Origin of the sequence: Vibrio ruber DSM 16370 (assembly GCF_900163965.1) — a bacterium.
GTDB lineage: Bacteria > Pseudomonadota > Gammaproteobacteria > Enterobacterales > Vibrionaceae > Vibrio > Vibrio ruber.
Genome location: NZ_FULE01000037.1, coordinates 1 through 25,459 on the forward strand (window position 1 = coordinate 1; position 25,459 = coordinate 25,459).

A 25,459-nucleotide genomic window follows, 5' to 3' on the forward strand; every position below is an offset into this window, starting at 1 on the left:
AGCCGACGGGCTTCGGAGACATCCATTCCCGCATATTTTTTGCGCCAGGTGTAAAAAGTCGCATCCGAGATCCCGTGTTTACGGCACAACTCCCTGACGGGAATACCTGCTTCGGCTTCTTTAAGAATGGTAATGATCTGTTGTTCGTTGAATCGCTTCTTCATGTTCATCATCTCCTTGGTTGGATGAACATCACTAAGTATAGACTGGACTAGATTTAGGGGAGCAGGTCACCCATTAAAACTCTTTTTTATTTTTAAAGCCACGACTACATCGTGGCTTATAATTTATTATTGATTTTTTTCGTTTAGATCGAGTATTTCTATTATGGTGTCAATCAAACATTCAGAATTAAATTCTAATTCACCTAGTTTTAGGAAAAGTTCCTTCATTTTATTTGATATGTTATAATTATTTTGTATTTGTGTGTTTAATTCTAACCATAACTCTTTTGACATATACCCTGTCGTACCAATAGGCAACAGAAAGAGTTCATTTTGTTTTGCAATTTCAAATTCTTCTCGCATGCCATTTGAAGATATTATTTCATTTCCATCTAATTTATTCCCAAACAAAAACAATGTTATTCCTGCATAGTTTATCATATCCTCGCGATATTTTGTCCAAAGTTCAGATAATGGAACTTCTCCAGCGGTAGACTGTGGAAATGGTCGTAGTATAAGCTTATCTTCAAGTTTTGCTTTTGGACTTTTAAATGTTTGTTCTAGCGCACCAGAAATGACAGAACTACCGACACCTAAGCCGAAACCAGAAACTATTCGCATATTTTTCGAAACTAGTTTTTTACTTAACTCATATACAAACTTCAAAGCTTGATGCTCGCCTATACTTCCGTATTCATGTGCGGCACCTGAAATAAAGACGGTTTTGGATTTGAATTTTTTCTCTAGCCTTTTTAGTAAGTCGGTAATCTCTCGAAAATCATCAATCAGTATTGTTTTGATGTTAAATCTTGCAAGATCTTTTACAAAATATTCTTGCTTCCTAACGCGATACTCGAAATCTGCATCATCTTCATCTTTTTGCTTTTCTACATTTTTAATAAAACAGTAGTGACGTCTTTGATTCTTTTCATAAGCTACACGAACTCTGCTGAGAATGTAGTCTAAGTTTGGATCAGTAAAACTAAAACCAATGAAAATGAAAGTTTTAGAAATTAGATCACCTTTTAAGTTAGCTAAATACTGCTCCATTTTGACATGATATTTTTCATAATCATCTTTGGTTAGGACTGCTTGACTTGGGTGTTCAACATCACCGTGCATCTTATAAACAACAGCATCACGTTTTGGCTTTGTCGTAGCCAAGTGATCTTTAGTATGCTTTACATCAGAAATTTTCCCAGCCTTGTCTAAAGCTAATTCTATAATTCTGTCATAATTGGTAGTCCAGTAAGTGCGAATCGGAAGTCTAGCCAGAATTCTGTGATTTTCTGTTTCTTCGGCTTCTCTTGAAAACTCTTCAATTAATCTTTGGTTTAACTGGCTACGGTTAGCTTCATTATCATTGCAGTGATATTGAGCTAGAGCGACCAGGTCTTTTTCTCTATCAACATCAAGACCTAGTTCATCAGCTATGGGACGGAGTAACTCCGCCCAGTTTACGAATCCAGATCCTGCCGACATACCAGCCCCTGCAAAAACAGCTACGTTTTCTTCAGCAAGCTCTTTTCCTATATCTTGTAGGAAAGACTGTTTTATGCGTTCTCTCATTATTGGTATCTCTATTGACTCATTTATACAGTGTTATAAGTACTAGCAGCAATAAGAGCAGCACTTTGATATGTAATGCTTGTTTTGTATAGCAAAGTGCGCCCTTCAATTTGGGATATATCGGCTATTTTTTTCTTTGAGCTATCGCTTTGTTAACCCAAGACTCCATATTTTCTGCTATGTCCTTGTATGTGTCTGCTGGACTAGGATCGTAGCAGCTCACGATCGATGACAATTTGGTTCCATTTTCAAGTGTGAACTGCTCAAATGGATTCTTACCTTTTAGGCTTTTTCCGTTGCGAGGGCATGCTAAGTTATGGATATGAATACCAAAAATCGGTTTTCCATCATTCCAAGCCTTTTCGATTTCGTATTTAACCCAAGGGCGAGCGTGAGTTTCTTCACCCACTAGAACGATTACGCATTGTTTGTATTTCAAATTATCATCGATCCAACGTTTGATAGATGCGTCACCGCCACGTTTTACTGTTTCCCAGTCGTTAACTGAAACTGGGGTGTTGCCTTCAAGCGCACCTATATTCCGAACTTGCTGTACGCGCATTACATCATTTCCGTAATGAAAACTAAAAAAAACTGGTTTTCTGGCCATAATTCCACCTTCTGAGTCAATGAGATTCAAGGTTGCTCATATGCAACTTATCCTTTATCAAATTTGGGGCTGTTACTTAAAATTCAACCCATTAACCTGAATTTATTGAAAATATGGCAAAAATGCGAGTTTAGTATGGCGACACATTGACAAGCTACAATTGATTGCCAAACGCTTACCAGTATAGAGCACACTATCAGCTTCAATGAAGCAGAATACCGAACACGTTGCAGTAGTTGCATAGCTAGCAGTAGGTGATTGGGATGACGGCTTGAGGGATTAAGCACAATATTCTTAAGAGTTTAACGTCGATCGCAATCAAAAAGCGGAATTCATTCCGCTTTTTTACTTTCATGTCACGAGCTGACACCCGCCCAAATGACTCCCCTCTTATCGGATCGCCGCTCAATTAAGGCCAGTTCGGCTTTTTCTCTTCCGCACAAACTGTTTGGGTGTCATCCGCGCAATCTGCTTACATTCCCGGGTCATATGGGCCTGATCGGCAAAGCCCTGCGCCAGCGCCAGATCCGACAAAGAGATGTCAGGCTGTGCCCGAAGCTGCTCTAAAGTCTGTCTCACCCGGGTAATGCGTTGATAATGTTTCGGAGTAATCCCCAGCCATTTCTGAAACTGACGCTCTCTCTGCCGCTGACTGATCGTTGCTCGCTCTTGGTCGATAATATGACTGACATCCTGAGGCGCACATACTGCAATCAGATCTTGGCACCAGCGGTATAACACAACCATTCTCGCTGACGGCGAACGCGCGGTTTGCAGAGATGCAAATGTCGCAAGCGCCAAAGAGGCGAGCGGATGCTCCCCCTCGATTCGCAACGGCTGTGCTAAGCATTGACCAAACAACTGATAACCGACAGCCGGATGAAAGCGCACCCCGGCCATAACAGCACCGGGCGGCAGGCAAACCTGATGCGCCAGCGTGCTGACGGGCAGTAACAAAACCCCCGGGCTCTGCCACTCGCCGTCCATCTGCACCTCATTTTGCAAAATGAACGTCACACCGGTTCCGGCATCACTGAGTAATTCCTTACGCACCGTTTGCACCATGTCAGATGCGACGGAAACCGACCAGATTGCCTGAATATGGCCGGCTAACTTTCCCTGAGGTTTAAATATCTCAAAGTCTAAACTCAAACGAATTATCCTATTTAACCACAACTGATTTAACCACGACTCAGAGAAGAACATCGTATCCATTGATACTCTTTCTTTTTCGTCTTCAGTGAAAGTATAAACAGTCAAGTCCCGATTAGATTAACCCGAGTTCAATTATTTGGGCTGGTATCCCCCCACCTGAGGCTTAAATGCCTTCACGATTCGATTCCAACTATTGATGGCGTTGATCGCAATCGTCAGGTTGACCATCGCTTTTTCACCAAAGGTATCTAAAGTCAGTTGATAGGTATCATCATCGACCGGCAGACCGGCCGTCAGTAATTCAGCCCAGCCCAACGCAACTTGTTCTGCATCGCTGTAGAAGTACATGTCTTTCCACGCACTAAGCCCCCATATCCGTTCAGGCTTTTCCCCCAGTTTAAGTGCGTCTTTACTGTGCATATCGATACAAAATGCACATTGATTGATTTGCGAAACACGCAACTTGACCAGTTCCCATATGATCATATTCATGGTGTCAGATTGACGGAATTGCTCATGGAAATACGCTTCCTGAGCATACAAGATGTCAATTGCCTTCGGTGCGATGTCGGTGTAGCTGAGTCGTTTTTGCATGGTCTTTCTCCTTTATTTTTTTACATGATAAAAAACGTACTGAGCAATAGATTGAAGATTTTCGACATGTTGCTGAAATCACCCCACAACCATATTAAGTGATTTACGCTATGAACAAAGTAGTAATGAGCGAGAGATTAAAGACCTGCGCTCGAAAATTACCGACAAAACCAATTTAATGCTCTCGAATGAAACAACCATTGATAACCGTTACCGGTTAAATCAAGAAATCAGCCAGATGCAACAAGACTTGGGCGGATTAGAACAACGCAACAGACAACTGATTGCGGATATCGCCCGGACTCAAGCAAAGTTAAGCACGCTTGAAAACCAGTCGGTGCATTTCTAACTCAAGACTTCCCAACCCATCGGTGGCTGTAGTGATCTGACAGCCACTGTCACTTAATGCTCCCCTGTTAACTCACTCGCAAAACCTCATACTTTTTTCATACTTTTATTTTCTAAAAAACAGATAACCTACTCTCTGCACTGGCAAAATCCGGTGCCGGGCGTAGGAACCCGCAAATTTTTTCTTCAGGTATTATAGTTGCTAACTTTACGTTGGTTTTTTACTATATGCGGCCTCAGCACACCTGAATAATGGTGAGCTGGGCAAGGCAGCTTCGGCTGGTCGTAATCCTGAAGAGCGGCATTCCTACACCTTGTTCCAGTTCACCGCCCGAGCGTAGGAACTCCCGTGGTGAAATAACTTTCCACTCTTCAGGAGTCAAATGATGTACGAAACTATCCCTTACGATCCCGACTTTGCCCAAAAAGCCCGCGAATATCTGCGTCAGTTAGAAGAAATGTTTGAAGCCGAGCAGCGGCACAACAGTCAAGAGCTACGCAATGTATTGCTGTATCTGAACAATCTGATTACCACTCATTACGTGCGCTACCATCAAGAGCTTGATGGGGAGGATTTTGTGTAGTTACTGGTGAGATGTCGAGCCGCGAATGCGGCTCGTTTTATATAATCATTATTTGATACTGATTTTAGATGATTGGAAAATTCTGCTCGCGTAATCTCTACCGCTGTGCCATTGGGTGCTCTGGATTTAATTGAAGCAAATCCCAGAGATTCCCATATAAATCTTCAAATACTGCGACTGTCCCGTAGTCCTGTTCTTTGGGATCACGAACAAATTTAATGCCTATTGATTTCATATGTTCATAATCACGCCAGAAATCGTCAGTATTTAAAAATAGAAAAACTCGCCCACCGGCCTGATTACCAATGAAATCATGTTGCTCTGGTTTTGAGGCTCTCGCGAGTAACAACGTCACGCCATGTGAATTTGGTGGTGCAACCACAACCCAGCGTTTATCTTGTTCTGGCTGATAGGTATTTTCAATAAGCTCAAATTGAAGCTTATTCACATAAAAATCTATCGCTTCATCGTAGTCCTTTACTACCAATGCAATGTGTACAATATTTTGCTTCATTTTCTACCTTATATAGTAAATGACTCGAATGATATCAGGCCAATTTACCCCGTCTAATACGCTTCACAGAAATGCCATCATAAACGCTAATCTTCAAAAGTGCTCCCCCTCCTTAAACCAAGGGGGATTGGCATGGCCGGAAAAAGTAAGCATTGAAAACTGATCTTTTTATTACAAAGTAGCATGCAAAATCTCATACTTTTTCCATACTTTTCCTTCCCCACAATCAGATAACCTGATGTCTGTACTGACAAAAACCGGTGCCGGGCTTGTCATAAAGTCAGCAAACATTGTGACACTTTGTTTACGGATAGCTTACTAAGTTGACATATGGAAAATCACATATATTATATTTCACATATGTGTTTTAAGAGATGTGAAACATGACGCCATTACAGTTTTTCAAATGCTTGTCTGATGACACCAGACTCAAGTCAATTTTGATTATTCATCAACTCGAAGAAGCTTGCGTGTGTGATCTCATGGCAGCACTTGAGCTTGACCAACCGAAAGTTTCACGCCATTTAGCCGAGCTACGCAAATGTAATATTTTGCGAGATGAGCGTCGTGGTAAATGGGTGTACTACCAACTCCATGAACAACTCCCTGACTGGGCAAAAACCGTTATCCGTCAAACGGCCGATAGCAATCCCAGCTATTTTGCTGATGCTTTATCAAAATTGAAAGCAGCGAAACAGCAAGCTTCATGCTGCTAAACAAAAGGAATTCCCATGAAAATTCTGTATATCTGCACCCACAACCGCTGTCGAAGTATCTTATCTGAAGCCATCACCAATCATGTGGCCGGAGAACGGATTATTGCCAAAAGTGCCGGGAGTCAGCCTTCAGGGGTCGTGCATCCGCTTTCTGTCCAGTACCTGAAAGAAGCCAATATTTCTGTTGAAGGTTTGCAAAGCCAGTCATGGGATGAGTTTGAAGATTTCCAACCCGATGTGGTTGTGACCGTGTGTGATTCTGCTGCCGGAGAAGCCTGCCCGGTGTGGTTTGGCAATTCTGTTAAAGTCCATTGGGGGCTGGCAGACCCTTCTAAAATCGAAGGCAGTGAAGCAGAAAAAGCCCAAGGGTTTCGCGCCTGTATTGCTGAAATCACAGTTCGGGTTAACCAATTACTCCCAATCGCAGCACAAGACCTCTCCCCTGCCGAACTCAAAGCGGAATTGGCGAAGTTAGGAGCGCTGTAGGTATGCGTCAAAATATTACCCTGCCGAATATTGATGAGTCGCAGTTTGAGATTCCAACATTTGATCAGTGTCAGAGCACACCGGCTGACCATGCGCCGCGCATCCTTTTACTTTACGGCTCGTTACGAAAGCGCTCATTCAGCCGCTTAGTGGTCGAAGAATGTGCTCGCCTCCTCACGCGAATGGGCGCTGAAGTAAAAATCTTCAACCCTGAAGGTCTGCCACAGACAGATACCGAAGATGAGAGTCACCCCAAGGTGAAAGAACTCCGGGAATTAATGATGTGGTCAGAAGGACAAGTGTGGTGTTCACCAGAACGTCACGGCGCTATGAGCAGCATATTCAAAAGTCAGATTGACTGGGTGCCGCTGAGCATCGGTGCTGTGCGGCCGACGCAGGGTAAAACGTTAGCGGTGATGCAGGTATGCGGGGGTTCACAGTCATTCAATGTGGTGAATCAGTTACGGATTCTTGGCCGCTGGATGCGCATGGTCACTATCCCGAATCAATCCAGTGTGGCGAAAGCCTTTCTTGAGTTTGATGAAAATGACCGGATGAAACCTTCCTCCTATTACAATCGTATTGTTGATGTGATGGAAGAGCTGATGAAATTCACTTTATTGCTGCGGAGCAATAAAGACTACTTCGTAGACAGGTATTCTGAACGTATTGAGTCGGCTGAGCAGTTAAGTCAGCGTGTCAATCAGCGTTCTATTTGAGGGGGAAATATGGGCTTATTTGAACGCTATTTATCAGTATGGGTGGGGATTGCCATTGTCGTTGGTATTCTCCTTGGCAGTGTTGTCCCTGATGCTTTCGCTGCTATTGCCAGTCTCGAGTATGCACACGTCAATCTGGTGATTGCCGTACTCATCTGGCTGATGATTTATCCAATGATGGTGCAGATTGACTTTTCTTCATTGAAAGACGTGGGTAAAAAACCCAAAGGTCTCACTCTCACACTTGTGATTAACTGGTTAATCAAGCCGTTTACCATGGCTTTCCTTGGCTGGTTATTCTTCAAGGGGCTGTTTGCAGACTGGGTTGATCCACAAACGGCAACCGAATATATCGCCGGCATGATCTTACTCGGTGTTGCGCCTTGTACCGCAATGGTGTTTGTCTGGAGTCAACTGACCAAAGGTGATGCAAACTACACGCTGGTGCAGGTTTCGATCAACGATATTGTTATGATCTTTGCCTTCGCACCGATTGCAGGGATGCTATTAGGCGTCACCGATATTACCGTGCCGTGGGATACACTATTCCTGTCTGTCATTTTGTATGTGCTGATTCCACTGATTGCCGGTGCAGTGACCCGCCAAAAACTGGACAAGGCCGATGACCATTCACGATTGAATCAGTTTTTAGCGACGATGAAGCCTTGGTCAATCATCGGCTTACTGGCAACGGTTGTTTTACTCTTTGGCTTTCAGTCGGAAACGATCATTGCGAAACCGCAAGCGATCGTGCTGATTGCCATTCCGCTGCTGATCCAGACTTACGGCATTTTTGCGATTGCTTATTTTCTGGCGAAACAGATGAAGTTACCCCATAACGTCGCCGCTCCCGCCTGCATGATCGGGACATCGAACTTCTTTGAACTGGCCGTTGCCGTCGCAATTTCGTTGTTTGGCCTGCATTCCGGCGCAGCGCTGGCCACGGTGGTCGGCGTGTTGGTGGAAGTTCCCGTGATGCTGTCGCTGGTGTGGTTTGCGAACCGTACACAGCATTGGTTCGGAGCGTAAACATGTTTGCAGCAGTATTCACCCAATTATTCGCCCAATTCGCCGACTGGCTGACGGATTCAGTGCTCTCACTGTCATCTGAGTCGAAATTGGCTAATGCTGGATTATTCAACCAAAGGGATAAGGTAAAGTTATGATTGTGATACATCACAACCCAGAATGCGGTACATCGAGAAATGTTTTGCAGATCATTCAGGATGCAGGATATACGCCGGTTATCGTCGAATATTTACAAGACGGATGGACACGAAATCAGCTTCTGGGGCTTTTTGCCGCGGCGAACATCACACCGCGGGAAGCACTGAGAACGAGTAAATCTCCTGCCAAAGAGCTGGGATTACTCGATGAAAATGTCACTGATGAAGCACTGATTACGGCAATGCTTGAGCACCCGGTGTTAGTCAACCGCCCCATCGTCTGTTCGCCAAAAGGCGTCAAATTATGCCGGCCAAGTGAAGCGGTGCTGGATTTACTCGACAACTGGCCGGCGGGCCCGTACTTCAAGGAAGACGGGGAACAAATTTTGGACGAACAGGGGCGTTTGCTCTCTGAGCCTGAAGCACATCAATAAACGAAGCGGGATGCAGCGTCAACGCGGTGTGACATCATCAACATCGCTTACCACGACACCCGCACCCGCTTTCGCCTGACACACATAAATCGAGGCTCTGAGGCCGGTTTCTGGTTCATATCGGGCTTCGACCGCTGCTGTGACGGATTCAACCAATGTTGAAGGTATCAGCGCAACGACACAGCCACCAAAACCACCGCCGGTCATGCGCACGCCGCCTTCATCACCGATCACGGCTTTCACCATCTCAACTAACAGGTCGATTTCTTGCACGGTGATTTCAAAATCATCACGCATCGATACATGGGATTCCGCCATTAATCTGCCCATCCACCGCATATCACTGGCGCGCAGCGCTTCTGCCGCTTCAAGCGTCCGGGCATTTTCGGTGATAACATGCCGGGCACGTTTTGCAACGATTGGGTCCAGTTCTGCACGTCTTTGATTGAATTGCTCGATACTGACATCACGCAGCGCTTTGACACCAAACACTTGCGCGGCTGCTTCACACTGCTGACGACGGGTATTGTATTCACTGTCGACTAAGCCGCGTTTTTTATTGGAGTTAATGATCAGTACAGCTACATTTTCCGGCATCGATACCGCCTCTGTTTCCAGACTACGGCAGTCCAATAGCATGGCGTGGTTTTCACGCCCTTGCGCGGAAATCATTTGGTCCATGATGCCGCAGTTGCAACCGACAAACTCGTTCTCCGCCTGCTGACCATTTAATGCAATTTCAGCCTGACTGATATCCAGACTGAACAGCGCTTTAAACGTTTGTCCGATCACCACTTCAAGTGCTGCGGACGAACTTAAACCCGCGCCTTGCGGGACATTACCGCTGACAGCCATATCCACACCACCGAGCAGATAACCCCGGGCAAGCAAGCACTTCACCACGCCCCGAATATAGTTCGCCCACATTTTGTCTGGTTGAAAAATGATTTCCTGACTGATGTCGAACTCATCCACTGCATTGTCATAATCAACGGAGACGACACGCACCAGATTGTCATCACGCTTTGCAGCAGCGACCACGGTTTGATAGTTAATCGCACACGGCAGAACAAAACCGTCATTATAATCCGTGTGTTCACCAATTAAGTTCACCCGGCCAGGGGCTTGAATCGTATGGCTGGGTACATAGCCCAACACCTGTTCAAAATACTTTTTCACATTTTGGATGCAATCAGACATAAGGTCGCTCTCTTAAACATGTAAATTGATCGGAATAACGCGTGCTTTAATGCATATTTTTTATGATGCGCATTCCTTGTAATGCACATCGCTCAGCTCACGCAGGCGCCGGGCTGCTTGTTCTGCGGTGAGATCGCGTTGTGCTTCGGCCAGCATTTCGTAACCCACCATAAATTTACGCACCGTCGCACTGCGTAGCAGTGGCGGATAGAACACCGCATGTAATTGCCAGTGTTCGGTGCTCTCCTCTGCTTCGGTAAAGAAAGGCGCATAATGCCACCCCATGCTGTACGGGAAGGAACATTGAAACAGGTTGTCGTAACGGCTGGTCAGTTTTTTGATCGCCACGGCGAGATCGTCGCGTTGCGCCTCACTCAGCTCACTCATACGGCGAATATGTGTTTTCGGCAGCAGCATGGTTTCAAACGGCCATGCCGCCCAATAAGGTACCAAAGCAAGCCAGTGTTCTGTTTCAACCACAATCCGTGAACCGTCTTTCAGTTCAGCTTGCACATAGTCCACCAATAACGGACTGCCATGCGTTTGATAATAGGCTCTCTGGTGATGATCTTTTCGCTCAATTTCGTTCGGTAAGAAGCTGTTCGCCCAAATCTGGCCGTGCGGATGCGGTTGCGAGCAGCCCATACTCTCACCTTTATTCTCAAAGACTTGAACCCAAACGTAATCTTTACCTAACGCTTCGATCTGAGCATTCCATGTGTCAATCACATTGCGGATTTGGCTCAAGGACAACTCCGGCAAGGTTTTACTGTGATCAGGAGAAAAACAGATCACGCGACTCAAGCCGCGAACGCCTTGGGTTTGAAACAGCGGATGAGCAGATGCCGGTGCGTCGGGAGAATCGACCATCAGCGCAGCAAAATCATTATTGAACACATATGTGCCTTGGTAATCCGGGTTAACATCGCCAGAGACACGCTTGTTGGTCGGACAAAGGAAACACGTCTCAGCGTAGCTTGGTAATTCATCAATTGCGGGTTGCTCATCTGCGCCACTCCAGGGACGTTTGGCGCGATGGGGTGAAACTAAAATCCATTGCCCCGAGAGTGGGTTGTAACGACGGTGTGGATGATCCACAGGGTTAAATTCAATGTTCGGCATCTGACTGACTCAACTGTTAAAGTTTTTCTTTGCATTCCCCCTGTTAAATTGGGGGGCAGCAGACAACAAGGTGATAAGGCAACACGCTTTCCCCTTGCCATGCACATCAAGATTAAATGTCGCTGGCATGAGAAAAATACTGTGTTTTCACTTACTCCGGGGAATAACCTTGTGGGTTATTGATTTGCCAGTTCCAGGTATCGGCGGTCATCTCTTCGATGCTGCGTGTCGCTTTCCAGCCAAGGTCACGTTCCGCTTTTTCGGTGCTTGCCCAGCATTCAGCGATATCGCCCGGACGACGCGGACACAGCTCATAAAGCACCGGATGACCACTCGCCTGACTGAATGCTTCAACCATTTCAAGCACGCTCGATCCTTTGCCGGTTCCGAGGTTATAGATATGTAATCCGGACTTTTCCCCCACGGCTTTGAGCGCAGCAATATGGCCGTCGGCTAAATCCATGACATGAATATAGTCGCGCACGCCTGTGCCGTCCGGGGTCGGATAATCGTGACCGAATACCGATAGTTTCTCCCGGCGGCCTATCGCGACCTGAGCAATAAACGGCATCAGGTTATTGGGAATCCCTTGTGGGTCTTCTCCCATCGTGCCGGACGGATGCGCCCCGACCGGATTAAAGTAACGCAGTAAAGTGATACTCCAACTCCCTTCGGCAGCGAATAGGTCGCTCAGACACTGCTCCACCATGTATTTACTGCGCCCGTAAGGATTCGTGGTGCCACCGGTTGGGGATGCTTCCGTGATGGGTACGATCTCAGGATCACCGTACACGGTAGCCGAAGAGCTGAACACCAAACTTTTCACGCCAGCTTTACGCATACAACGCGCCAGCACTAATGAGCCATTGACGTTGTTGTCATAGTATTCCAAGGGTTTTGCAACGGACTCACCGACTGCCTTGAGACCGGCAAAATGAATCACGGCTTGAATATCGTGGTTGGCGAAGACCGAATCTAAAAAGGCTTCATCGCGAACATCCCCCTGGTAAAACAGCGGGGGTTTGCCCGTGAGCGCTTCAATTCTGTTTAACACTGCTATTTTGGCGTTACACAAATTATCGACGATGATTGGTGTCATCCTCGCTTCAATCAGTCGGACACACGTGTGACTACCGATATATCCCATTCCGCCAGTAACCAGAACGTTCATTGTTGATTCTCCTTACCTCATATCTGATGATTCAGTTGCGTCGTAAGACGCTGCCCCCCCTGACTCATCTCAAAAACATATGACAAAAATACCGATAAACATGCTATAGGCCAGAATGAAATCACACTGGCCTAACAATAGGATTAAGTCACAATATCAATCAATTACCACCAAGCTTCGATTTGCACACCGTAGTTAAACGTGTTGTTGCGCTTGTTGTTATCGAAAGCGTTCCCCTCATTGTCTTTCAGATAAGTCACAAAGAAGCGGATTTCCGGGCGAGCAAAGAAAGATTCACCGGCAGAAATTGCATGGGCAAGGGTGAATTTGGTGCCGCCGGACTGTACTTCAGCGCCTGAATCTTTGGTTTTGTCTTGGTCAAAGTAGCCGACCTCTAACATGGTTTTGTTGTACGGTGACCAGATATAAGTCGGGCGGGCAACAAATGAGATCATGGTTTCCTTATCGAGCCCGTCGCCATGATCTTTGGCATTGCCGTAAGTGAAAACATGATTGATCACGACATTTTCACTTAAGTTCAAATCACCGGTACTGATCAAGCGAAAGCCTTTGGCCTGACTGACATCACCACTCCAGATGTCATACCATCCCCCGCCTTGCGAGATCGCATTTTGTGCCAGCCCTTTGTCCATATACTGAAAAACAAATTTGTTATAACCCAATGAAAATTTCTGGCTCAGCTCTGCGGTTAACATCAGACCGTTATCGAAATTTTTAGCCAAATCCTCTTGTTGGTCGGTTGGATTGACGATTGCGTAGTCAACCCCGAACTCTGTCCACGCGCCTTCCCACGGGCTGAACCCCGCGTAACGCAAGTCTAAGAAATAAGTATTGAGATCACCGTGGCTGGTCTTCTTACCGCCTCCGTCCCACGTTGCCAGCTCATTGTCGGCCCGGATGACCGCGGCTGACACTGCACCGGTATCTAACTTGATATTTTCGATCCCCGCACCGTAACCGGATACATTCCAGTATTTGGTATCAATAATGTGAATATCATGGCGTTGATAAAAACGTTTACCGGCCCAGATCACCGCATCCGGTAAAGACGGAATATAGCCCTTCGCCTGAATATTTAACTGTTTAATCCCAAAGTTGGCGCTGTCATCTTTACTATTTTCCGATTCAAGATTCCCGTCGGATGACATTTCAATCATGCTTTGAAAATACATCGAACGACCGTCTGCATTAAATAATTCCTGACCTAAACCAATTTCGGAATATGTGTCAAACTCATTGCCCAAACGGCCTAATTTAGTTTTGTTAAACTCATCGCCGCCTTTGGTGCCGCCCCCGTCAGAACTGGCGCCCAAACCAGCCCGGACATAACCATTAAAATCGACCGCAAAAGCTTGAGTGGCAGATAAAGCGCCTAAAATAGCGACTGTCAATATTGCTTTTTTCATCTTCATTTCCTTTTGTATTATTTTGCGTTATTGGCCGGGTAAATATCGCCATTGCATAAATTCAGGCAACACTGACCCGTGAGATGAATGTCATCTCATTTTTTAAATGTTGAAATTCATGACCGCCTGAATGATTCAGGCGGTATGGTTAATTGTTATTTTTTATTCATGATGACGATAACTTGATAAGGTTGAATGATCATATCCTCCTGAACTTCACAGCCGGTATTAACATCAATCCATTGCCCACAGGGACGTTTCAGCGCTTGCGACTCATTCATAAAATTCATGATAAACAAGTAGCGGGACTGTTGATCTTCACGCGTGGTTACGGACACACCATAAGGCACATTCTCCATCGGTTGGCGAAGACCGTGTAAATCCGCCAGCGCGGAATAAAATAACGTATTGAATGCTGTCTCGGTGCGTGCCGCGATGTAGTAAGCACACCCTTTACCGATTTGGTTTTTGGTGATCACCGGACAACCGGCAAAAAGATCCTCGCGGTAATAAGCCAGCGCTTGTGCCGTTTCCAAATGAATATGCTCCATTAAGTGCTTGGCTTTGAATTCACCACTCAAACTAAAGTCAGTCTGCTCCGCCATTGTGAACGCGACACGTTCATGGTCATAGAGTGAGTCAATCTCTTCAGCCCAGATCCCCAGAGTGCGACGCAGCGGGCTCCCTTCTCCACCGGGGAAACCGCCCAGAAAGCACAGATCATGCTCATCAACAATGCCACTCCAATACGTTGCGACCAGTGTGCCGCCCTGCTCAACGAACGCTTCCAGCCGCTGTGCGACACCCGGTTTAATCAGGTACAGCATCGGCGCGACAACGACCTTGTAAGGTGCAAAGTCACAGAGCTGCTCGATAATGTCACAGCTAATGCCTTGCTGCCAAAAACCGCGGTAATGATCGCACACGGTTTGTTCATAGTGCATCCCTTCATTACGAGGGCCTGAAGCATCATCGATAGCCCAACGGTTTTCCCAGTCAAAAATGATCGCGACTTCGGCCTGAGTCCCCGTACCCGCCACAGCATTAATCTGTTGCAGATACTCGCCGACAGCGGTCACTTCCCGTCCGGTACGCGTATTCGCATGACCAACATGATCAATCACCGCACCATGAAACTTCTCCACCGAACCGCGGCTTTTGCGCCACTGGAAGTACTGCACAGAATCAGAACCGTGTGCTACCGCTTGTAAGGAAGACAGCAGATGCACCCCGTCTTTTTTAAGCTTGGTGATCGGCTGCCAGTTGGTTTGACTGGGGGTTGATTCCATCAGCAAAAACGGCTGATTTTTCAGCGTGCGCATTAAATCGTGATACATCCCGGTATAACACGCGAGCGCCGCTTCATCGCTGTCCCGGTGCCACAGCGGATAACTGTCCCAAGACACCACATCAATAGATTTTGCCAACTCCCAATAGTTGTAGTCGTAGAAATACTCCATCAGGTTTGCCGTGGTCGGCAGATCGGGATTGATCGATTTCAGTGGTGCAATCTCATGTGCACAGAAGTTCGCGACCCGATCAGTACAGAAACGTTTCCAATCCAGCTTCAGCGCGTGGATGGAGTTCTCCCCGATCGGAGATGGTGATTCAATTTGTTCCCAACGGGTATAGGTGTGGCTCCAGAAAGTGCTCCACCACAACTTATTCAGATTATCCAGACAACCGTATTTGTTTTTCAGCCACTCACGAAATTCGGTCTGGCAGTAATGACAGTGACAATCGCCACCATATTCATTGGAGACATGCCAGCCGATCACCGCCGGGTGCTGACTGTAACGTTCTGCCAGTTTGGTGTTGATGATGGTCACCTTCTCACGGTAGTTCGGTGAGCTGTAACAATGATTATGCCGTTCACCGTGCAGTTGTTTCACCCGCGCGCTGTTAACTCGCAGCACATCCGGATATTGCTCAGACAACCACGCCGGACGTGCCCCGCTGGGGGTCGCCAGAAAGACAGAAATACCGTTTGCTGCCAGATTATCAAGGACGTGATCCAGCCATTCAAACTGAAACTGACCTTCCACCGGCTCAAGGGTTGACCAGCTGAATATCCCGACAGACATCACGTTACATTGCGTCTGTTTCATCAGTTCAATATCTTTGGCAAGAATATCCGGCCGATCTAACCACTGTTCAGGGTTGTAATCTGCGCCGTGAAGTAAGCCTTTTATCTTGGGAATAATATGTTTTTTATGATTCATTATTGACCTTTAAATACTTTCAATGACGGTAAAGCGTTACCTTCAAAATCAAACAGTGCTTGGTTTTCCCATGAATTGCCCATGGCCCCTTTATCGCTGCTATAATCCATCCCGGCTTTCGTTGACCAAGTCGCCCCCTTAATCGGTAACCATGCCGGCTCCCAGTAATAGATTCCTAAGCCTTGTTGATCAGGCAGTTGATTCAGCAGCGTCATGATGTCCGCCAGATATTGCGCCTGACCGGTAACTGAAACGCTGTACCCTTCAATCGGGCCGGTCTCGGAATAACTGTTGCTGAGTGAGTCACCATTCTCAGAGGTAAAAGGGAAAGCCGTTTCCACCAAGATGACTGGTTTGTGATAACGACGGATCACATCATTCATATTGGCTTTGACTTTAGCGATTGAGCCATGCCACCACGGGTAGTAAGACATGCCAATCACATCAAAATCGACACCACGTTTGGTGATTTCATCAAACCACCAGCGGAACAGGCCGTTGTCGCCTGCTTCAGCAAGGTGCAGCATAATTTTGGTCTTTTTACCGCTGTCATTGTCATGCACCGCCTGAATACCGGCTTTTAAGAGGCGTGACAGGCGGTCGAACTCCTTGCCATCTTGCCCCCAGCTTTTTCCGTCCGGCCACAGCATTCCACTGTTCAGTTCGTTCCCGACCTGAACCATATCCGGAACAACCCCTTCATCCTGGAGTGATTTCATCACGTGTGCGGTGTAGTCGTAGACTTTCTGAGTGAGGTTCTCAAATGTCAGTTGCTGCCACGCTTTTGGTTTTTGTTGTTTCTTCGGATCAGCCCAAAAGTCGCTGTAATGGATATCCAACAGGAATGACATGCCATTCTGTTGTGCTCGCTGACCAAGCTCAATCGCCCGCGCTAATGTACTATTACCACCACCAAACGCTTCACCACTGGCCGACATCGGATCGACCCACAAACGGGCCCGGATAGAATTGACCCCATTGTCTTTTAATATTTTGACCAGATCTTTTTCATGACCATTTTGGTAATATTTGCCGCCTCGTTTTTCTATTTCAGGCAACATGGAAATATCCATCCCACGGATAAAATCGGTTCTGAGTTGTGGCGCGGAGATAACCACCTCATCCGGGTCACTATTTATATCTGCACCACGATGATTCGATGAATGGACGGACTGACAGCCAGCCAAAGCCACTGCCGCACTCATTAGTGCAACCTTAAATTTTCGCGTCATATCTTTCTCTCTCGTATTAACCTTTGGTACTGCCTGCTGTTAAGCCAGATACAAAGTATTTTTGTAGGGACAGATAAAGCAGCGCGACCGGAATTGAAATCAGCACTGCACCTGCGGCATAAGTGGTATAACTTGCACCCATTTTTTCCACGACTAAATTATATAAACCGATGGGCAAGGTATAATTTTCCGGCGTTCTTAAAATCGTTGTCGCGAGAATAAAATCGCCCAGAGGCCCCGTGAAGGAGAATAATGCGACGACCGCAATAATCGGTTTTGAAATCGGCAATATAATTTCCAGAAAAATACGGATATGACTGGCACCATCCATTTTGGCCGATTCATCCAGATCCCTCGGTATTGCGTCCAGATAGCCTTTCATTAAATAGGTATTCATCGGGATCATGCCCCCGACATACACCAGCACTAATGCAAGGTGGCTATTAATTAAGCCCAACATCTGTGCCAGCACAAAGATCGCAATTAAGGCCGAGAATTGCGGGATCATCTGCAATAGCAGAAACAGCATCAGCCCATTTTTTCTGCCCTTAAAGCGAAAGCGTGAGAACGCATATGACGTGCATGACACACAGATCAGCGTCAGTACCATGGTCAAAAAGCTGATTTTCAGGCTATTCCAGAACCAAGTCAGATAGGCCACTTTGTCATTGGCAAACAAAGTGGCATAGTGACTCCACGTTGGGTTATCCGGGAAAATCGACTCACCCATGATACTGTTGCCCGGATAGAATGATGCACCAACCGTCCAGACTAATGGGTAAATAATGATCACCGCTACCAACAGGATCAGACCGTAACTCAATGTCAGTCGAATGCGATTACTACGTTTAATACTCATAGTTTTATACTCATCATATGGTTATCTCGCCTCTTCTTTGAATGACTTAGTCATCCGGAATTGCCAAAGGGCAATCCCCACCACGAAAATCGACAGTAACAAGGTGATTGCAGAAGCCACCCCGTATTGCGAGGACGACATCGTTAATTTGTAAATCCATGACACGAGGATATCGGTACCGCCCGCGTTACTGCCGATGACCGCAGGGCCACCATTGTTAAACAGATAAATGATATTGAAGTTATTGAAATTAAACGTGTATTGCGTAATCAAAATCGGTGCAATGGAATACAGCACCAGCGGTAAGGTGATGGTTCTTAACTGTTGAAATTTACTGGCACCATCCATCGTCGCGGCTTCATACAGATCACCCGGAATCGCCTGTAATACCCCGGTGGTCATGGCAAATACAAACGGGAAACCGAGCCAGGTCTGAATCATGATCAGTGCAATTTTGGTCCAGAACGGATCGGTCAGCCAAGCTTTCGGCTCAATCCCAAAGCAGTCGAGAATCACGTTGTTGATCACCCCAAAGCTGTCGTTAAACATCCCGGTAAAAATCAGGATGGTGACAAAACCGGGGACCGCCCAAGGCAGAATAAAGATAGTCCGGATCAATGGCTTAAATTTCAGATCTTTCTGGTTAACCAGAATCGCCAACAGCACGCCGACAGTACATTGCAATGTGGAGGCAACTAACGTCCAGACGACCGTCCACTGCAATACATCGATAAACGTGTTGCGCCATAAGTTAATGTGGAAAATGTTAAAAAAGTTCTTTAACCCAACCCAGTCAACCAGCTTTGCCGGCGGTGAGTTGTATAAGTTGTAGTTGGTAAAGCCAATGGCAAAACCAAAGATAATCGGAAACACCACCACAAACACCAAGAGGATAAAACCGGGACTAATCATCAGATAAGGAAAACCGGCATTGATTACATTGCGGTACTGAACGCGTAATGAATTCAGCGGGCGTCCCTCATCAAACAATCGACCATTTTTGTACGCGTCATGGATGCTCAATGCATAAACCGCTAAACCAAATAGCACAACAAGCGAGGCAATAATCCCTTTTGCAAGCAGGAAAACCGAGTTGTCTTCAGGCAGGTTTTCGCCCAGTGTGACAAGCCCCCACATCCCGTGAGAAATAAAATCACTGGTTACCGCATAAAAACTCGTGAGCAAGATGAAAAACATCATGCCTTTAACAAACTGTCGGTTATAGAACTGGCCGAAGCCAGGCATGAACGCCAGTAAGGAGGCCGTCAATCGGTGGGATCGATAACGCCCCGAGTCATGCTTAAAATGTTCACTCATGTCAGGTATCACTTACAAACTCCATTTCAGAAACATCTGGGGGAAATTTCTGGCGTCTGTCGGCTCACATTAAAACGCACATAGGCCAACAACTGCTTTCGCCAGACAATACCTTCAACTACTGGCCCATCATGGCGTGGTTCGCTTCGATTTGCATATGGATACTTTCTACCGCGGCGTCGAGTGCACTTTTCGCATCTTGTTTATTGGTCGCGATCAATTGCAGTGCGCTGTTCGCCGGCCCCCAGACTTCATTCATTTCCGGAATGGAAGGCATTGAGGTTGCATGTAGGGATTGCATCGCAACCGCACTGGCACCCGGGTCATTTTTGATCACCGGATCGTTCACCAGTTTTTTCACCGCCGGGACTTCACCCGTCAGTTCAAAACGGCGTTTGGCGTTATCGTAATTATTGATGAAGGTAATAAATTCCTGTGCGAGGGGTTTATTTTTCGAGAAGGTGGAAATGCTATAACTCTTCACCCCCATAAATGATCCCATTGGTTCACCGGAGGGTAATTTTGGCAGTGGTGCAACACCATAATTGATGCCTGCTTCTTTATACGGCTGAAGCGACCAAGGCCCTGTTTCAACAATTGCGGCTTTGCCCGAGGTAAATAATGAATCAATCGCATTCAACCCGTTATTACCAATAATACCGGTCGGAAATAGTTTTGATGTATAAAACTTCTGAATGAATTTTGCGCCTTCAATTGCTCCGGGAGTGTTGAGTAATATTTTTTCCGGGTCATAAGAACCGTCAGATTTTTTACCGAAAATATCGCCACCCATACCATTTAAAATGCCGTAGGTGTAATAAAGTTCATCCCATTTTGCCAGCAAGCCGTATTTATTTTCTTTACGAAACCGCTTCGATAATTCAAATATTTTATCCAACGTATCAGGCAGTTCAGAAATAAGATCTTTGTTGTAAACCATAAATACGGTTTCAACTGATTTTGGTAAACCGTAGAGAACGCCATTATAAGTCAATGCCGCAATCGAAGGCTGACTAAATGTATCGATCACCGCTTGCTCAACCTGAACCGGCGCAAGCAAACCTTGAATCACTGCCCCACCAATCTGATCATGAGGAATTAAGACCACATCAGGCCCGGTGCCCGCCGGGCCGTCCATCCGCAGCGATTCGATCTGACCACCGTATGGCATTTCAACAACTTTCACGTTTACATCGTGCTGTTTTTCAAATGCTGCAACCGCTTGTTCATTACCAAAAGACTTTTGGATGTCCTCCCAGACTAATAAGGATTGCTGCGCCAACACCATTGGCGAACAAAATAGAGCCGTCACTGCAAGCGCAGTTATTTTTTTACTAAATTTATTATTATTCATAAAAAATCTCACGTCTTTGTATTTGGAAAAATAAAATTTATGGTGCAAATATGCTCCTTTGTGTTAGTTTTTCCATACAAGCAATTCATTCACGTGATACAAATCACTTTAGCAAGCGGTTATTGTGATAAAACAAACAAGTAAAAATAAAATTTACTAAATAAAAACCGAATGAGATCACACATTTTTATTTATTATCATTTATGAGGAACTTAAAATGTCTTCGATTCAATTATCCAATGTCGTAAAACGTTTTGACGATACCCAAACGATTCACAACGTAAACTTATCAATAGAAGAAGGTGAATTTGTGGTATTTGTCGGCCCGTCAGGTTGTGGAAAATCGACACTGTTGCGCATGATTGCCGGTTTAGAAGAGATCAGTGATGGGGCTATCTCGATTGCAGGCAATGTGGTCAACGACACTCCCCCGTCAGAACGCGGCGTCGCCATGGTATTTCAGTCTTATGCGCTCTACCCGCATATGACGGTTGCTGAAAACATGGGGTACTCGTTAAAAGTCAACAAAGTGCCCAAACAAGAGCTGGAGAAGAAAGTCCGTCTGGTCAGTAAAGCCCTGCAATTGGAACAACTGCTCGATCGCAAACCCGCTCAGCTTTCAGGCGGACAGCGCCAGCGCGTTGCCATCGGCCGGGCGATCGTCAGAGATCCGCAAGTCTTTTTGTTTGATGAACCGCTCTCAAACCTTGATGCAGAACTACGGGTAGACATGCGCCTGCATATTGCCAAATTACACCAAGAACTCAAATCAACCATGATCTATGTGACGCACGACCAAGTCGAAGCCATGACACTTGCGGATAAAATCGTCGTGCTTCGTGATGGAAAAGTTGAGCAGGTGGGTTCACCAATGGATCTGTACCATCACCCGATTAACAGATTTGTTGCCGGATTTATCGGCTCACCTAAAATGAACTTTATCCCCTGTACCATCGAAGGCTGGGATGAAAACAGCTTAACCGTAAATCTCAATGTTGGCCGTTCAATCACTCTACCGATAAAAACAGCGCCCATTGCAACCGGCAAAGAGCTCACGCTAGGGATCAGGCCTGAACATCTCACGACAAGTCCGGATATCATTACGCTGGCATTCCAGTGTGAAGTAGTCGAGAGACTGGGAGGCATGACGTACATTTTTGGCCAGTGTGGCGGTGTGGATGACTTCAAGTACCTTCACCATGGGGATACACAAATACAGCCGGGTGAGTCAATTTCGTTATTTACATCACCTTCCCATTTACACATTTTTGACCCCGATGGAAACGTCATTCAATTTGATTCTGTACAATCAACGCATTAACGTTTTCGTGCCAAAGTGCATTCAGAATACGCTTTGGCATCATCGGATCGTTCGATAAAAATAATATAGGGTAATCTTTTGGCTACACTTAAAGACATTGCACAAAGAGCTAACATTTCTACGTCCACTATTTCGCGCTTTCTTAACGAAGACCCGACTTTATCGGTCAGTGAAGATAAAAAGCGGGCTATTTTAGAGGCGGTAGAGTCACTGGGTTATCAATCCCCGAAACGGAGCAAAAAACAGTTTGTTCATCATGAAGTGACCAAAACCAATGAGCCGGTTGGTGAACAAAATGTGGTGATGTTGAATTTTTTAACGCCGACACAAGAAATTGACGATCCGTATTTCACGTCGATTCGTGCCGGTATTCAAAATCGTTGCTTAGAAAAAGGTATCGACTTAAAAACACTGCATTTGGATCAAGTTGATGCCAATCTAAAGCTGATCAAAAATGCCCCGGCTCTCATTGCGGTCGGACATTTTTCTAAACAGGTTGTCGAAACTTTATATCAGGCGAACCAACATATTATTTTTGTCGATTCAAACCCTTTGGGCAGTAAAACAGATGCTGTCTTAATTGACCGTCTCGCATTATCCGATGAAGTTATGCAGCATGTGTTAAATAACCACTGCAAACGCCCCGCTTTTATCGGCAATAATGAGGAACGCTTGCATGTCTTTCGTAAAGTCACCAAAGAACACGGCTTATATCACGAGGCATTATGTAAAGTCAGTAAAGAATATTGCATCGAATCCGGATACCAAGCGATGAAAGAAATGCTACAACTCGATGAACTTCCTGATGTGGTTTACGCGGCAACCGATATGGTTGCTGTCGGGGTTTATCGCGCAATTTATGAGAGCGGATTAACAATTCCGGGGGATATACAAGTTATCGGAACCAATGATATTTCATCCGCCCGACATATGAGCCCCAGCCTGACCACTATGAGGCTATTTCCATTTGAAATGGGGGAAGTTGCCATTGATATGTTTATTGAAAAAATGGCAGGTAGAAAGTATAAAAAAACGGTTTTATTTGGACATGAATTTATTTGGCGGGACAGTTTTCAACGCAAATAAATACGGGACGGTTTTTATTTTCAATCACACAATGGCACATCGAGTAGATACCTTTCATTTTGGCAAGGATCTTCCTCACAATGCCCGAAGTAAATTTACTGTGACAATTCATTGATAATCACAACCCGATAAAATACTTGATTCCGATATCCCGAATCTATTTATCAATCACATCCATTTTAAAATCCGTTGCTATTCTTTTCCTGACGTCATGACGTGACGATAACGTGAATGAATAACAACGGTGAAACGATGAATAAGACCTTAAAAATACTTGCTATTTTCAGCTCACTCGCCACATCGGGCTATTCTCATGCGCTGATTAAAGGTGCAGATATTAGCTGGATCACGCAGATGGAAGACAGTGGCTACGAGTTCTACAACGACTGGGGGTATCGGCAAGATGTCCTGTCCATATTACGCGACCATGGCATGAACGCCGTCCGTTTACGGGTTTGGGTGAACCCTCGCGATGGGTATTACAATTCACTGCAAGACGTGATCACCAAAGCCAAATGGGCGAAAGCCGCCAATATGGATGTGATGATCGATTTCCACTACAGCGATACGTGGGCAGATCCGGGCAATCAATGGAAGCCAGCGGCATGGGCGCAACTCAGTTTTGACGATTTAATGGCCCGGGTCTGGTCTTACACCCGTGACTCACTCAATACCTTAAAAGCGGCCGGTATTACCCCCAAGTGGATTCAAGTCGGAAATGAAACCAATAACGGTATGTTGTGGAATGACGGCATGGCATCAAGCAACATGCGTAATTATGCATGGTTATTTAATAGCGGACGCAACGCTGCGAAAGAAGTCTTCCCGAATGCAAAAGTCATTGTTCATTTGGCGAATTGCCATGACAACGCTAATTTCCGCTGGATACTGGATGGCTTACAGGCCAATAGTGCCTGGTGGGATGTGATTGGTGCATCATCTTACCCTAAAAATGCGACGGGCATGAGTTGGCAAGAAGCAAACCGCCGCTGTCTCAATAATCTTAATGATATGGTCAAGCGCTACGGGACCGAAGTGATGATCACTGAAATCGGGGTACCTTGGGATGATCCTGAATCAAAAACGATTGTTGCAGACATGATCCACAAAGTCCGGCAAGTCAATCAAAATAAAGGGATTGGGATTTTTTACTGGGAGCCACAGGCATATAACTGGCAAGGTTATACCTTGGGCGCATGGAATCCAGACACACGCCGTCCGACTCAGGCGCTGGATGCTTTTCTTGAATAACAAGTAACTTGCCCCGCCCCTCAATGATGAGGGGCATCCTCAAAAGTTCACTATCCGTCAATATGAGGTGTTAAACGCACTGATTGACGCCAGATTAAACATGCAATTCAATCCGTGACACAGAACACACCATCATTGAGTAAGCGTGTGTTAAGCACGACTTTTAGCGAGGAGCAGGTTCACTTTCCCTTTTGCTGTTTTACCAATGGCTTGCATAAGCTGAAAGCTTGGCTTGACGATTCCCGATTGCTCTAAGTCCTCTACCATTTGAAGCCAAAGTTTGGCTGTCATCTGTGCATCAGCTAATGCCCGGTGGAATACACCGTCATTGTCGATGTTTTTGTAGCGAACAAGCGCACCGAGTTTGTGTGACGGTGCATCTTGAATCAGCCGCCTTGCAACCAGTAAAGAGCAAGCAAACTCTCCTGAATAACCACGGTTGATTCTCTCAAGCTCTGCGTCTAAAAATCGTTTATCGAACGAAGCGTTGTGAGCAATCAGGTTCTCACCGGTAATGAACTCACTAAACGATGCCATTACTTCATCACAGCTTGGTGCTGTACGTAACATGTGATTGGTGATGCCAGTATAGCTTTCAATGAATGAGCTCACTCTGAAGCCCGGATTCATCAATTGCTGAAAACTATCGACAACCTCACCATCGACGAGTTTAACCGCACCAATCTCGATTGCGCGGTCACCAAGATTAGGAGAGAGGCCAGTGGTTTCAAAGTCAAGTACGACTACGGAATTTGCTTGAGGCATGCAGTTTTCCAGCTAAATAATAATGTGCAAGAGTATCATCGAAAGTGGTAGAAAAAGAAAGGCGATAGCCGCC

The 25,459-nt window shown here is 45.8% G+C and carries 26 protein-coding genes; 10 read left to right on the forward strand and 16 right to left on the reverse strand.

Annotation, left to right across the window (positions count from 1 at the left end; genetic code table 11):
- The 5 genes from VR7878_RS13775 to VR7878_RS13795 form a co-directional block, all read right to left on the reverse strand.
- Window positions 1–164 (reverse strand): transposase (locus VR7878_RS13775; RefSeq protein ID WP_139343958.1); only part of this gene is annotated, 164 nt, incomplete at its 3' end.
- A 126-nt stretch (window positions 165–290) separates the two neighbouring features.
- On the reverse strand, window positions 291–1,733 hold the full coding sequence (locus VR7878_RS13780; RefSeq protein WP_077336666.1) for an SIR2 family protein: 1,443 nt from the start codon (window positions 1,731–1,733) through the stop codon (window positions 291–293).
- 124 nt (window positions 1,734–1,857) lie between these two features.
- The gene (locus VR7878_RS13785; protein ID WP_077336667.1) at window positions 1,858–2,343 is read right to left on the reverse strand and encodes a TIR domain-containing protein; all 486 of its coding nucleotides are present in this window, start codon (window positions 2,341–2,343) and stop codon (window positions 1,858–1,860) included.
- Between the two features lie 405 nt (window positions 2,344–2,748).
- Window positions 2,749–3,495, reverse strand: a complete 747-nt coding sequence (locus VR7878_RS13790; RefSeq protein WP_077336728.1) for an AraC family transcriptional regulator — start codon at window positions 3,493–3,495, stop codon at window positions 2,749–2,751.
- Between the two features lie 135 nt (window positions 3,496–3,630).
- Window positions 3,631–4,092: a carboxymuconolactone decarboxylase family protein gene (locus VR7878_RS13795; protein ID WP_077336668.1), complete on the reverse strand. Its 462-nt coding sequence runs from the start codon at window positions 4,090–4,092 to the stop codon at window positions 3,631–3,633.
- 178 nt (window positions 4,093–4,270) lie between these two features.
- Between VR7878_RS13795 and VR7878_RS21100 the strand changes: the two genes are divergently transcribed.
- Window positions 4,271–4,441: a hypothetical protein gene (locus VR7878_RS21100; protein ID WP_159440472.1), complete on the forward strand. Its 171-nt coding sequence runs from the start codon at window positions 4,271–4,273 to the stop codon at window positions 4,439–4,441.
- 382 nt (window positions 4,442–4,823) lie between these two features.
- Entirely contained in the window at window positions 4,824–5,024 is a 201-nt protein-coding gene (locus tag VR7878_RS13800; RefSeq protein WP_159440473.1) for a hypothetical protein, read from the forward strand.
- A 97-nt stretch (window positions 5,025–5,121) separates the two neighbouring features.
- On the opposite strand, the gene VR7878_RS13805 is transcribed toward VR7878_RS13800, so the two are convergent.
- On the reverse strand, window positions 5,122–5,538 hold the full coding sequence (locus tag VR7878_RS13805) for a VOC family protein (RefSeq protein ID WP_077336670.1): 417 nt from the start codon (window positions 5,536–5,538) through the stop codon (window positions 5,122–5,124).
- Window positions 5,539–5,921: 383 nt separating this feature from the next.
- On the opposite strand from VR7878_RS13805, the gene VR7878_RS13810 reads away from it, so the two are divergent.
- The 5 genes from VR7878_RS13810 (at window position 5,922) to arsC (ending at window position 9,059) form a co-directional block, all read left to right on the forward strand.
- Complete coding sequence (locus VR7878_RS13810) at window positions 5,922–6,254, forward strand: metalloregulator ArsR/SmtB family transcription factor (RefSeq protein WP_077336671.1); 333 nt, start codon at window positions 5,922–5,924, stop codon at window positions 6,252–6,254.
- A 15-nt stretch (window positions 6,255–6,269) separates the two neighbouring features.
- The gene (locus VR7878_RS13815; RefSeq protein WP_077336672.1) at window positions 6,270–6,740 is read left to right on the forward strand and encodes an arsenate reductase ArsC; all 471 of its coding nucleotides are present in this window, start codon (window positions 6,270–6,272) and stop codon (window positions 6,738–6,740) included.
- A gap of 2 nt (window positions 6,741–6,742) precedes the next feature.
- Window positions 6,743–7,459: an arsenical resistance protein ArsH gene (gene arsH / locus VR7878_RS13820; protein ID WP_077336673.1), complete on the forward strand. Its 717-nt coding sequence runs from the start codon at window positions 6,743–6,745 to the stop codon at window positions 7,457–7,459.
- A gap of 9 nt (window positions 7,460–7,468) precedes the next feature.
- Window positions 7,469–8,488, forward strand: a complete 1,020-nt coding sequence (gene arsB, locus VR7878_RS13825; protein WP_077336674.1) for an ACR3 family arsenite efflux transporter — start codon at window positions 7,469–7,471, stop codon at window positions 8,486–8,488.
- A gap of 133 nt (window positions 8,489–8,621) precedes the next feature.
- Complete coding sequence (gene arsC / locus VR7878_RS13830; protein ID WP_077336675.1) at window positions 8,622–9,059, forward strand: arsenate reductase (glutaredoxin); 438 nt, start codon at window positions 8,622–8,624, stop codon at window positions 9,057–9,059.
- A gap of 18 nt (window positions 9,060–9,077) precedes the next feature.
- Here the strand turns inward: arsC and galK are convergent, their stop codons facing one another.
- From galK to VR7878_RS13875, 9 genes are all read right to left on the reverse strand, one after another.
- Window positions 9,078–10,259: a galactokinase gene (galK, locus tag VR7878_RS13835; protein WP_077336676.1), complete on the reverse strand. Its 1,182-nt coding sequence runs from the start codon at window positions 10,257–10,259 to the stop codon at window positions 9,078–9,080.
- A 60-nt stretch (window positions 10,260–10,319) separates the two neighbouring features.
- The gene (locus tag VR7878_RS13840) at window positions 10,320–11,381 is read right to left on the reverse strand and encodes a UDP-glucose--hexose-1-phosphate uridylyltransferase (protein WP_077336677.1); all 1,062 of its coding nucleotides are present in this window, start codon (window positions 11,379–11,381) and stop codon (window positions 10,320–10,322) included.
- Between the two features lie 151 nt (window positions 11,382–11,532).
- Entirely contained in the window at window positions 11,533–12,552 is a 1,020-nt protein-coding gene (gene galE, locus VR7878_RS13845) for a UDP-glucose 4-epimerase GalE (RefSeq protein WP_077336678.1), read from the reverse strand.
- 164 nt (window positions 12,553–12,716) lie between these two features.
- The gene (locus VR7878_RS13850; RefSeq protein ID WP_077336679.1) at window positions 12,717–13,979 is read right to left on the reverse strand and encodes a maltoporin; all 1,263 of its coding nucleotides are present in this window, start codon (window positions 13,977–13,979) and stop codon (window positions 12,717–12,719) included.
- 155 nt (window positions 13,980–14,134) lie between these two features.
- Window positions 14,135–16,201: a beta-galactosidase gene (locus VR7878_RS13855; RefSeq protein WP_077336680.1), complete on the reverse strand. Its 2,067-nt coding sequence runs from the start codon at window positions 16,199–16,201 to the stop codon at window positions 14,135–14,137.
- Window positions 16,201–17,433 carry a glycoside hydrolase family 53 protein gene (locus tag VR7878_RS13860; protein ID WP_077336681.1) on the reverse strand — a complete coding sequence of 411 codons (1,233 nt, stop codon included), beginning with the start codon at window positions 17,431–17,433 and terminating at the stop codon, window positions 16,201–16,203. The genes VR7878_RS13855 and VR7878_RS13860 overlap by 1 nt, the downstream gene beginning before the upstream one ends.
- Before the next feature lie 16 nt (window positions 17,434–17,449).
- Window positions 17,450–18,292: a sugar ABC transporter permease gene (locus VR7878_RS13865; protein ID WP_077336682.1), complete on the reverse strand. Its 843-nt coding sequence runs from the start codon at window positions 18,290–18,292 to the stop codon at window positions 17,450–17,452.
- Window positions 18,293–18,313: 21 nt separating this feature from the next.
- Complete coding sequence (locus VR7878_RS13870; protein ID WP_077336683.1) at window positions 18,314–19,609, reverse strand: carbohydrate ABC transporter permease; 1,296 nt, start codon at window positions 19,607–19,609, stop codon at window positions 18,314–18,316.
- Between the two features lie 118 nt (window positions 19,610–19,727).
- Complete coding sequence (locus tag VR7878_RS13875; RefSeq protein ID WP_077336684.1) at window positions 19,728–20,963, reverse strand: extracellular solute-binding protein; 1,236 nt, start codon at window positions 20,961–20,963, stop codon at window positions 19,728–19,730.
- Window positions 20,964–21,180: 217 nt separating this feature from the next.
- Here VR7878_RS13875 and VR7878_RS13880 point away from each other — a divergent pair, with 217 nt between their 5' ends.
- The 3 genes from VR7878_RS13880 (at window position 21,181) to VR7878_RS13890 (ending at window position 24,621) form a co-directional block, all read left to right on the forward strand.
- Complete coding sequence (locus VR7878_RS13880; protein WP_077336685.1) at window positions 21,181–22,284, forward strand: ABC transporter ATP-binding protein; 1,104 nt, start codon at window positions 21,181–21,183, stop codon at window positions 22,282–22,284.
- Window positions 22,285–22,362: 78 nt separating this feature from the next.
- Entirely contained in the window at window positions 22,363–23,370 is a 1,008-nt protein-coding gene (locus VR7878_RS13885; protein ID WP_077336686.1) for a LacI family DNA-binding transcriptional regulator, read from the forward strand.
- Between the two features lie 252 nt (window positions 23,371–23,622).
- Window positions 23,623–24,621, forward strand: coding sequence for a glycoside hydrolase family 53 protein (locus VR7878_RS13890; RefSeq protein ID WP_077336687.1), 999 nt, complete (start codon window positions 23,623–23,625; stop codon window positions 24,619–24,621).
- A gap of 150 nt (window positions 24,622–24,771) precedes the next feature.
- Here VR7878_RS13890 and VR7878_RS13895 read toward each other — a convergent pair whose 3' ends face one another.
- Window positions 24,772–25,386 (reverse strand): 3'-5' exonuclease, encoded by a 615-nt coding sequence (locus VR7878_RS13895; RefSeq protein ID WP_077336688.1) that lies wholly within the window; start codon window positions 25,384–25,386, stop codon window positions 24,772–24,774.
- Between the last annotated feature and the right edge of the window lie 73 nt (window positions 25,387–25,459).

Coding starts and splice junctions, on each gene's coding strand:
- VR7878_RS13780 (WP_077336666.1), bottom strand. CDS start 1,733: ATGAGAGAACGCATAAAACAGTCTTTCCTACAAGATATAGGAAAAGAG.
- VR7878_RS13785 (WP_077336667.1), bottom strand. CDS start 2,343: ATGGCCAGAAAACCAGTTTTTTTTAGTTTTCATTACGGAAATGATGTA.
- VR7878_RS13795 (WP_077336668.1), bottom strand. CDS start 4,092: ATGCAAAAACGACTCAGCTACACCGACATCGCACCGAAGGCAATTGAC.
- VR7878_RS21100 (WP_159440472.1), top strand. CDS start 4,271: ATGCTCTCGAATGAAACAACCATTGATAACCGTTACCGGTTAAATCAA.
- VR7878_RS13800 (WP_159440473.1), top strand. CDS start 4,824: ATGATGTACGAAACTATCCCTTACGATCCCGACTTTGCCCAAAAAGCC.
- VR7878_RS13805 (WP_077336670.1), bottom strand. CDS start 5,538: ATGAAGCAAAATATTGTACACATTGCATTGGTAGTAAAGGACTACGAT.
- VR7878_RS13810 (WP_077336671.1), top strand. CDS start 5,922: ATGACGCCATTACAGTTTTTCAAATGCTTGTCTGATGACACCAGACTC.
- VR7878_RS13815 (WP_077336672.1), top strand. CDS start 6,270: ATGAAAATTCTGTATATCTGCACCCACAACCGCTGTCGAAGTATCTTA.
- arsH (WP_077336673.1), top strand. CDS start 6,743: ATGCGTCAAAATATTACCCTGCCGAATATTGATGAGTCGCAGTTTGAG.
- arsB (WP_077336674.1), top strand. CDS start 7,469: ATGGGCTTATTTGAACGCTATTTATCAGTATGGGTGGGGATTGCCATT.
- arsC (WP_077336675.1), top strand. CDS start 8,622: ATGATTGTGATACATCACAACCCAGAATGCGGTACATCGAGAAATGTT.
- galK (WP_077336676.1), bottom strand. CDS start 10,259: ATGTCTGATTGCATCCAAAATGTGAAAAAGTATTTTGAACAGGTGTTG.
- VR7878_RS13840 (WP_077336677.1), bottom strand. CDS start 11,381: ATGCCGAACATTGAATTTAACCCTGTGGATCATCCACACCGTCGTTAC.
- galE (WP_077336678.1), bottom strand. CDS start 12,552: ATGAACGTTCTGGTTACTGGCGGAATGGGATATATCGGTAGTCACACG.
- VR7878_RS13850 (WP_077336679.1), bottom strand. CDS start 13,979: ATGAAAAAAGCAATATTGACAGTCGCTATTTTAGGCGCTTTATCTGCC.
- VR7878_RS13855 (WP_077336680.1), bottom strand. CDS start 16,201: ATGAATCATAAAAAACATATTATTCCCAAGATAAAAGGCTTACTTCAC.
- VR7878_RS13860 (WP_077336681.1), bottom strand. CDS start 17,433: ATGACGCGAAAATTTAAGGTTGCACTAATGAGTGCGGCAGTGGCTTTG.
- VR7878_RS13865 (WP_077336682.1), bottom strand. CDS start 18,292: ATGAGTATTAAACGTAGTAATCGCATTCGACTGACATTGAGTTACGGT.
- VR7878_RS13870 (WP_077336683.1), bottom strand. CDS start 19,609: ATGAGTGAACATTTTAAGCATGACTCGGGGCGTTATCGATCCCACCGA.
- VR7878_RS13875 (WP_077336684.1), bottom strand. CDS start 20,963: ATGAATAATAATAAATTTAGTAAAAAAATAACTGCGCTTGCAGTGACG.
- VR7878_RS13880 (WP_077336685.1), top strand. CDS start 21,181: ATGTCTTCGATTCAATTATCCAATGTCGTAAAACGTTTTGACGATACC.
- VR7878_RS13890 (WP_077336687.1), top strand. CDS start 23,623: ATGAATAAGACCTTAAAAATACTTGCTATTTTCAGCTCACTCGCCACA.
- VR7878_RS13895 (WP_077336688.1), bottom strand. CDS start 25,386: ATGCCTCAAGCAAATTCCGTAGTCGTACTTGACTTTGAAACCACTGGC.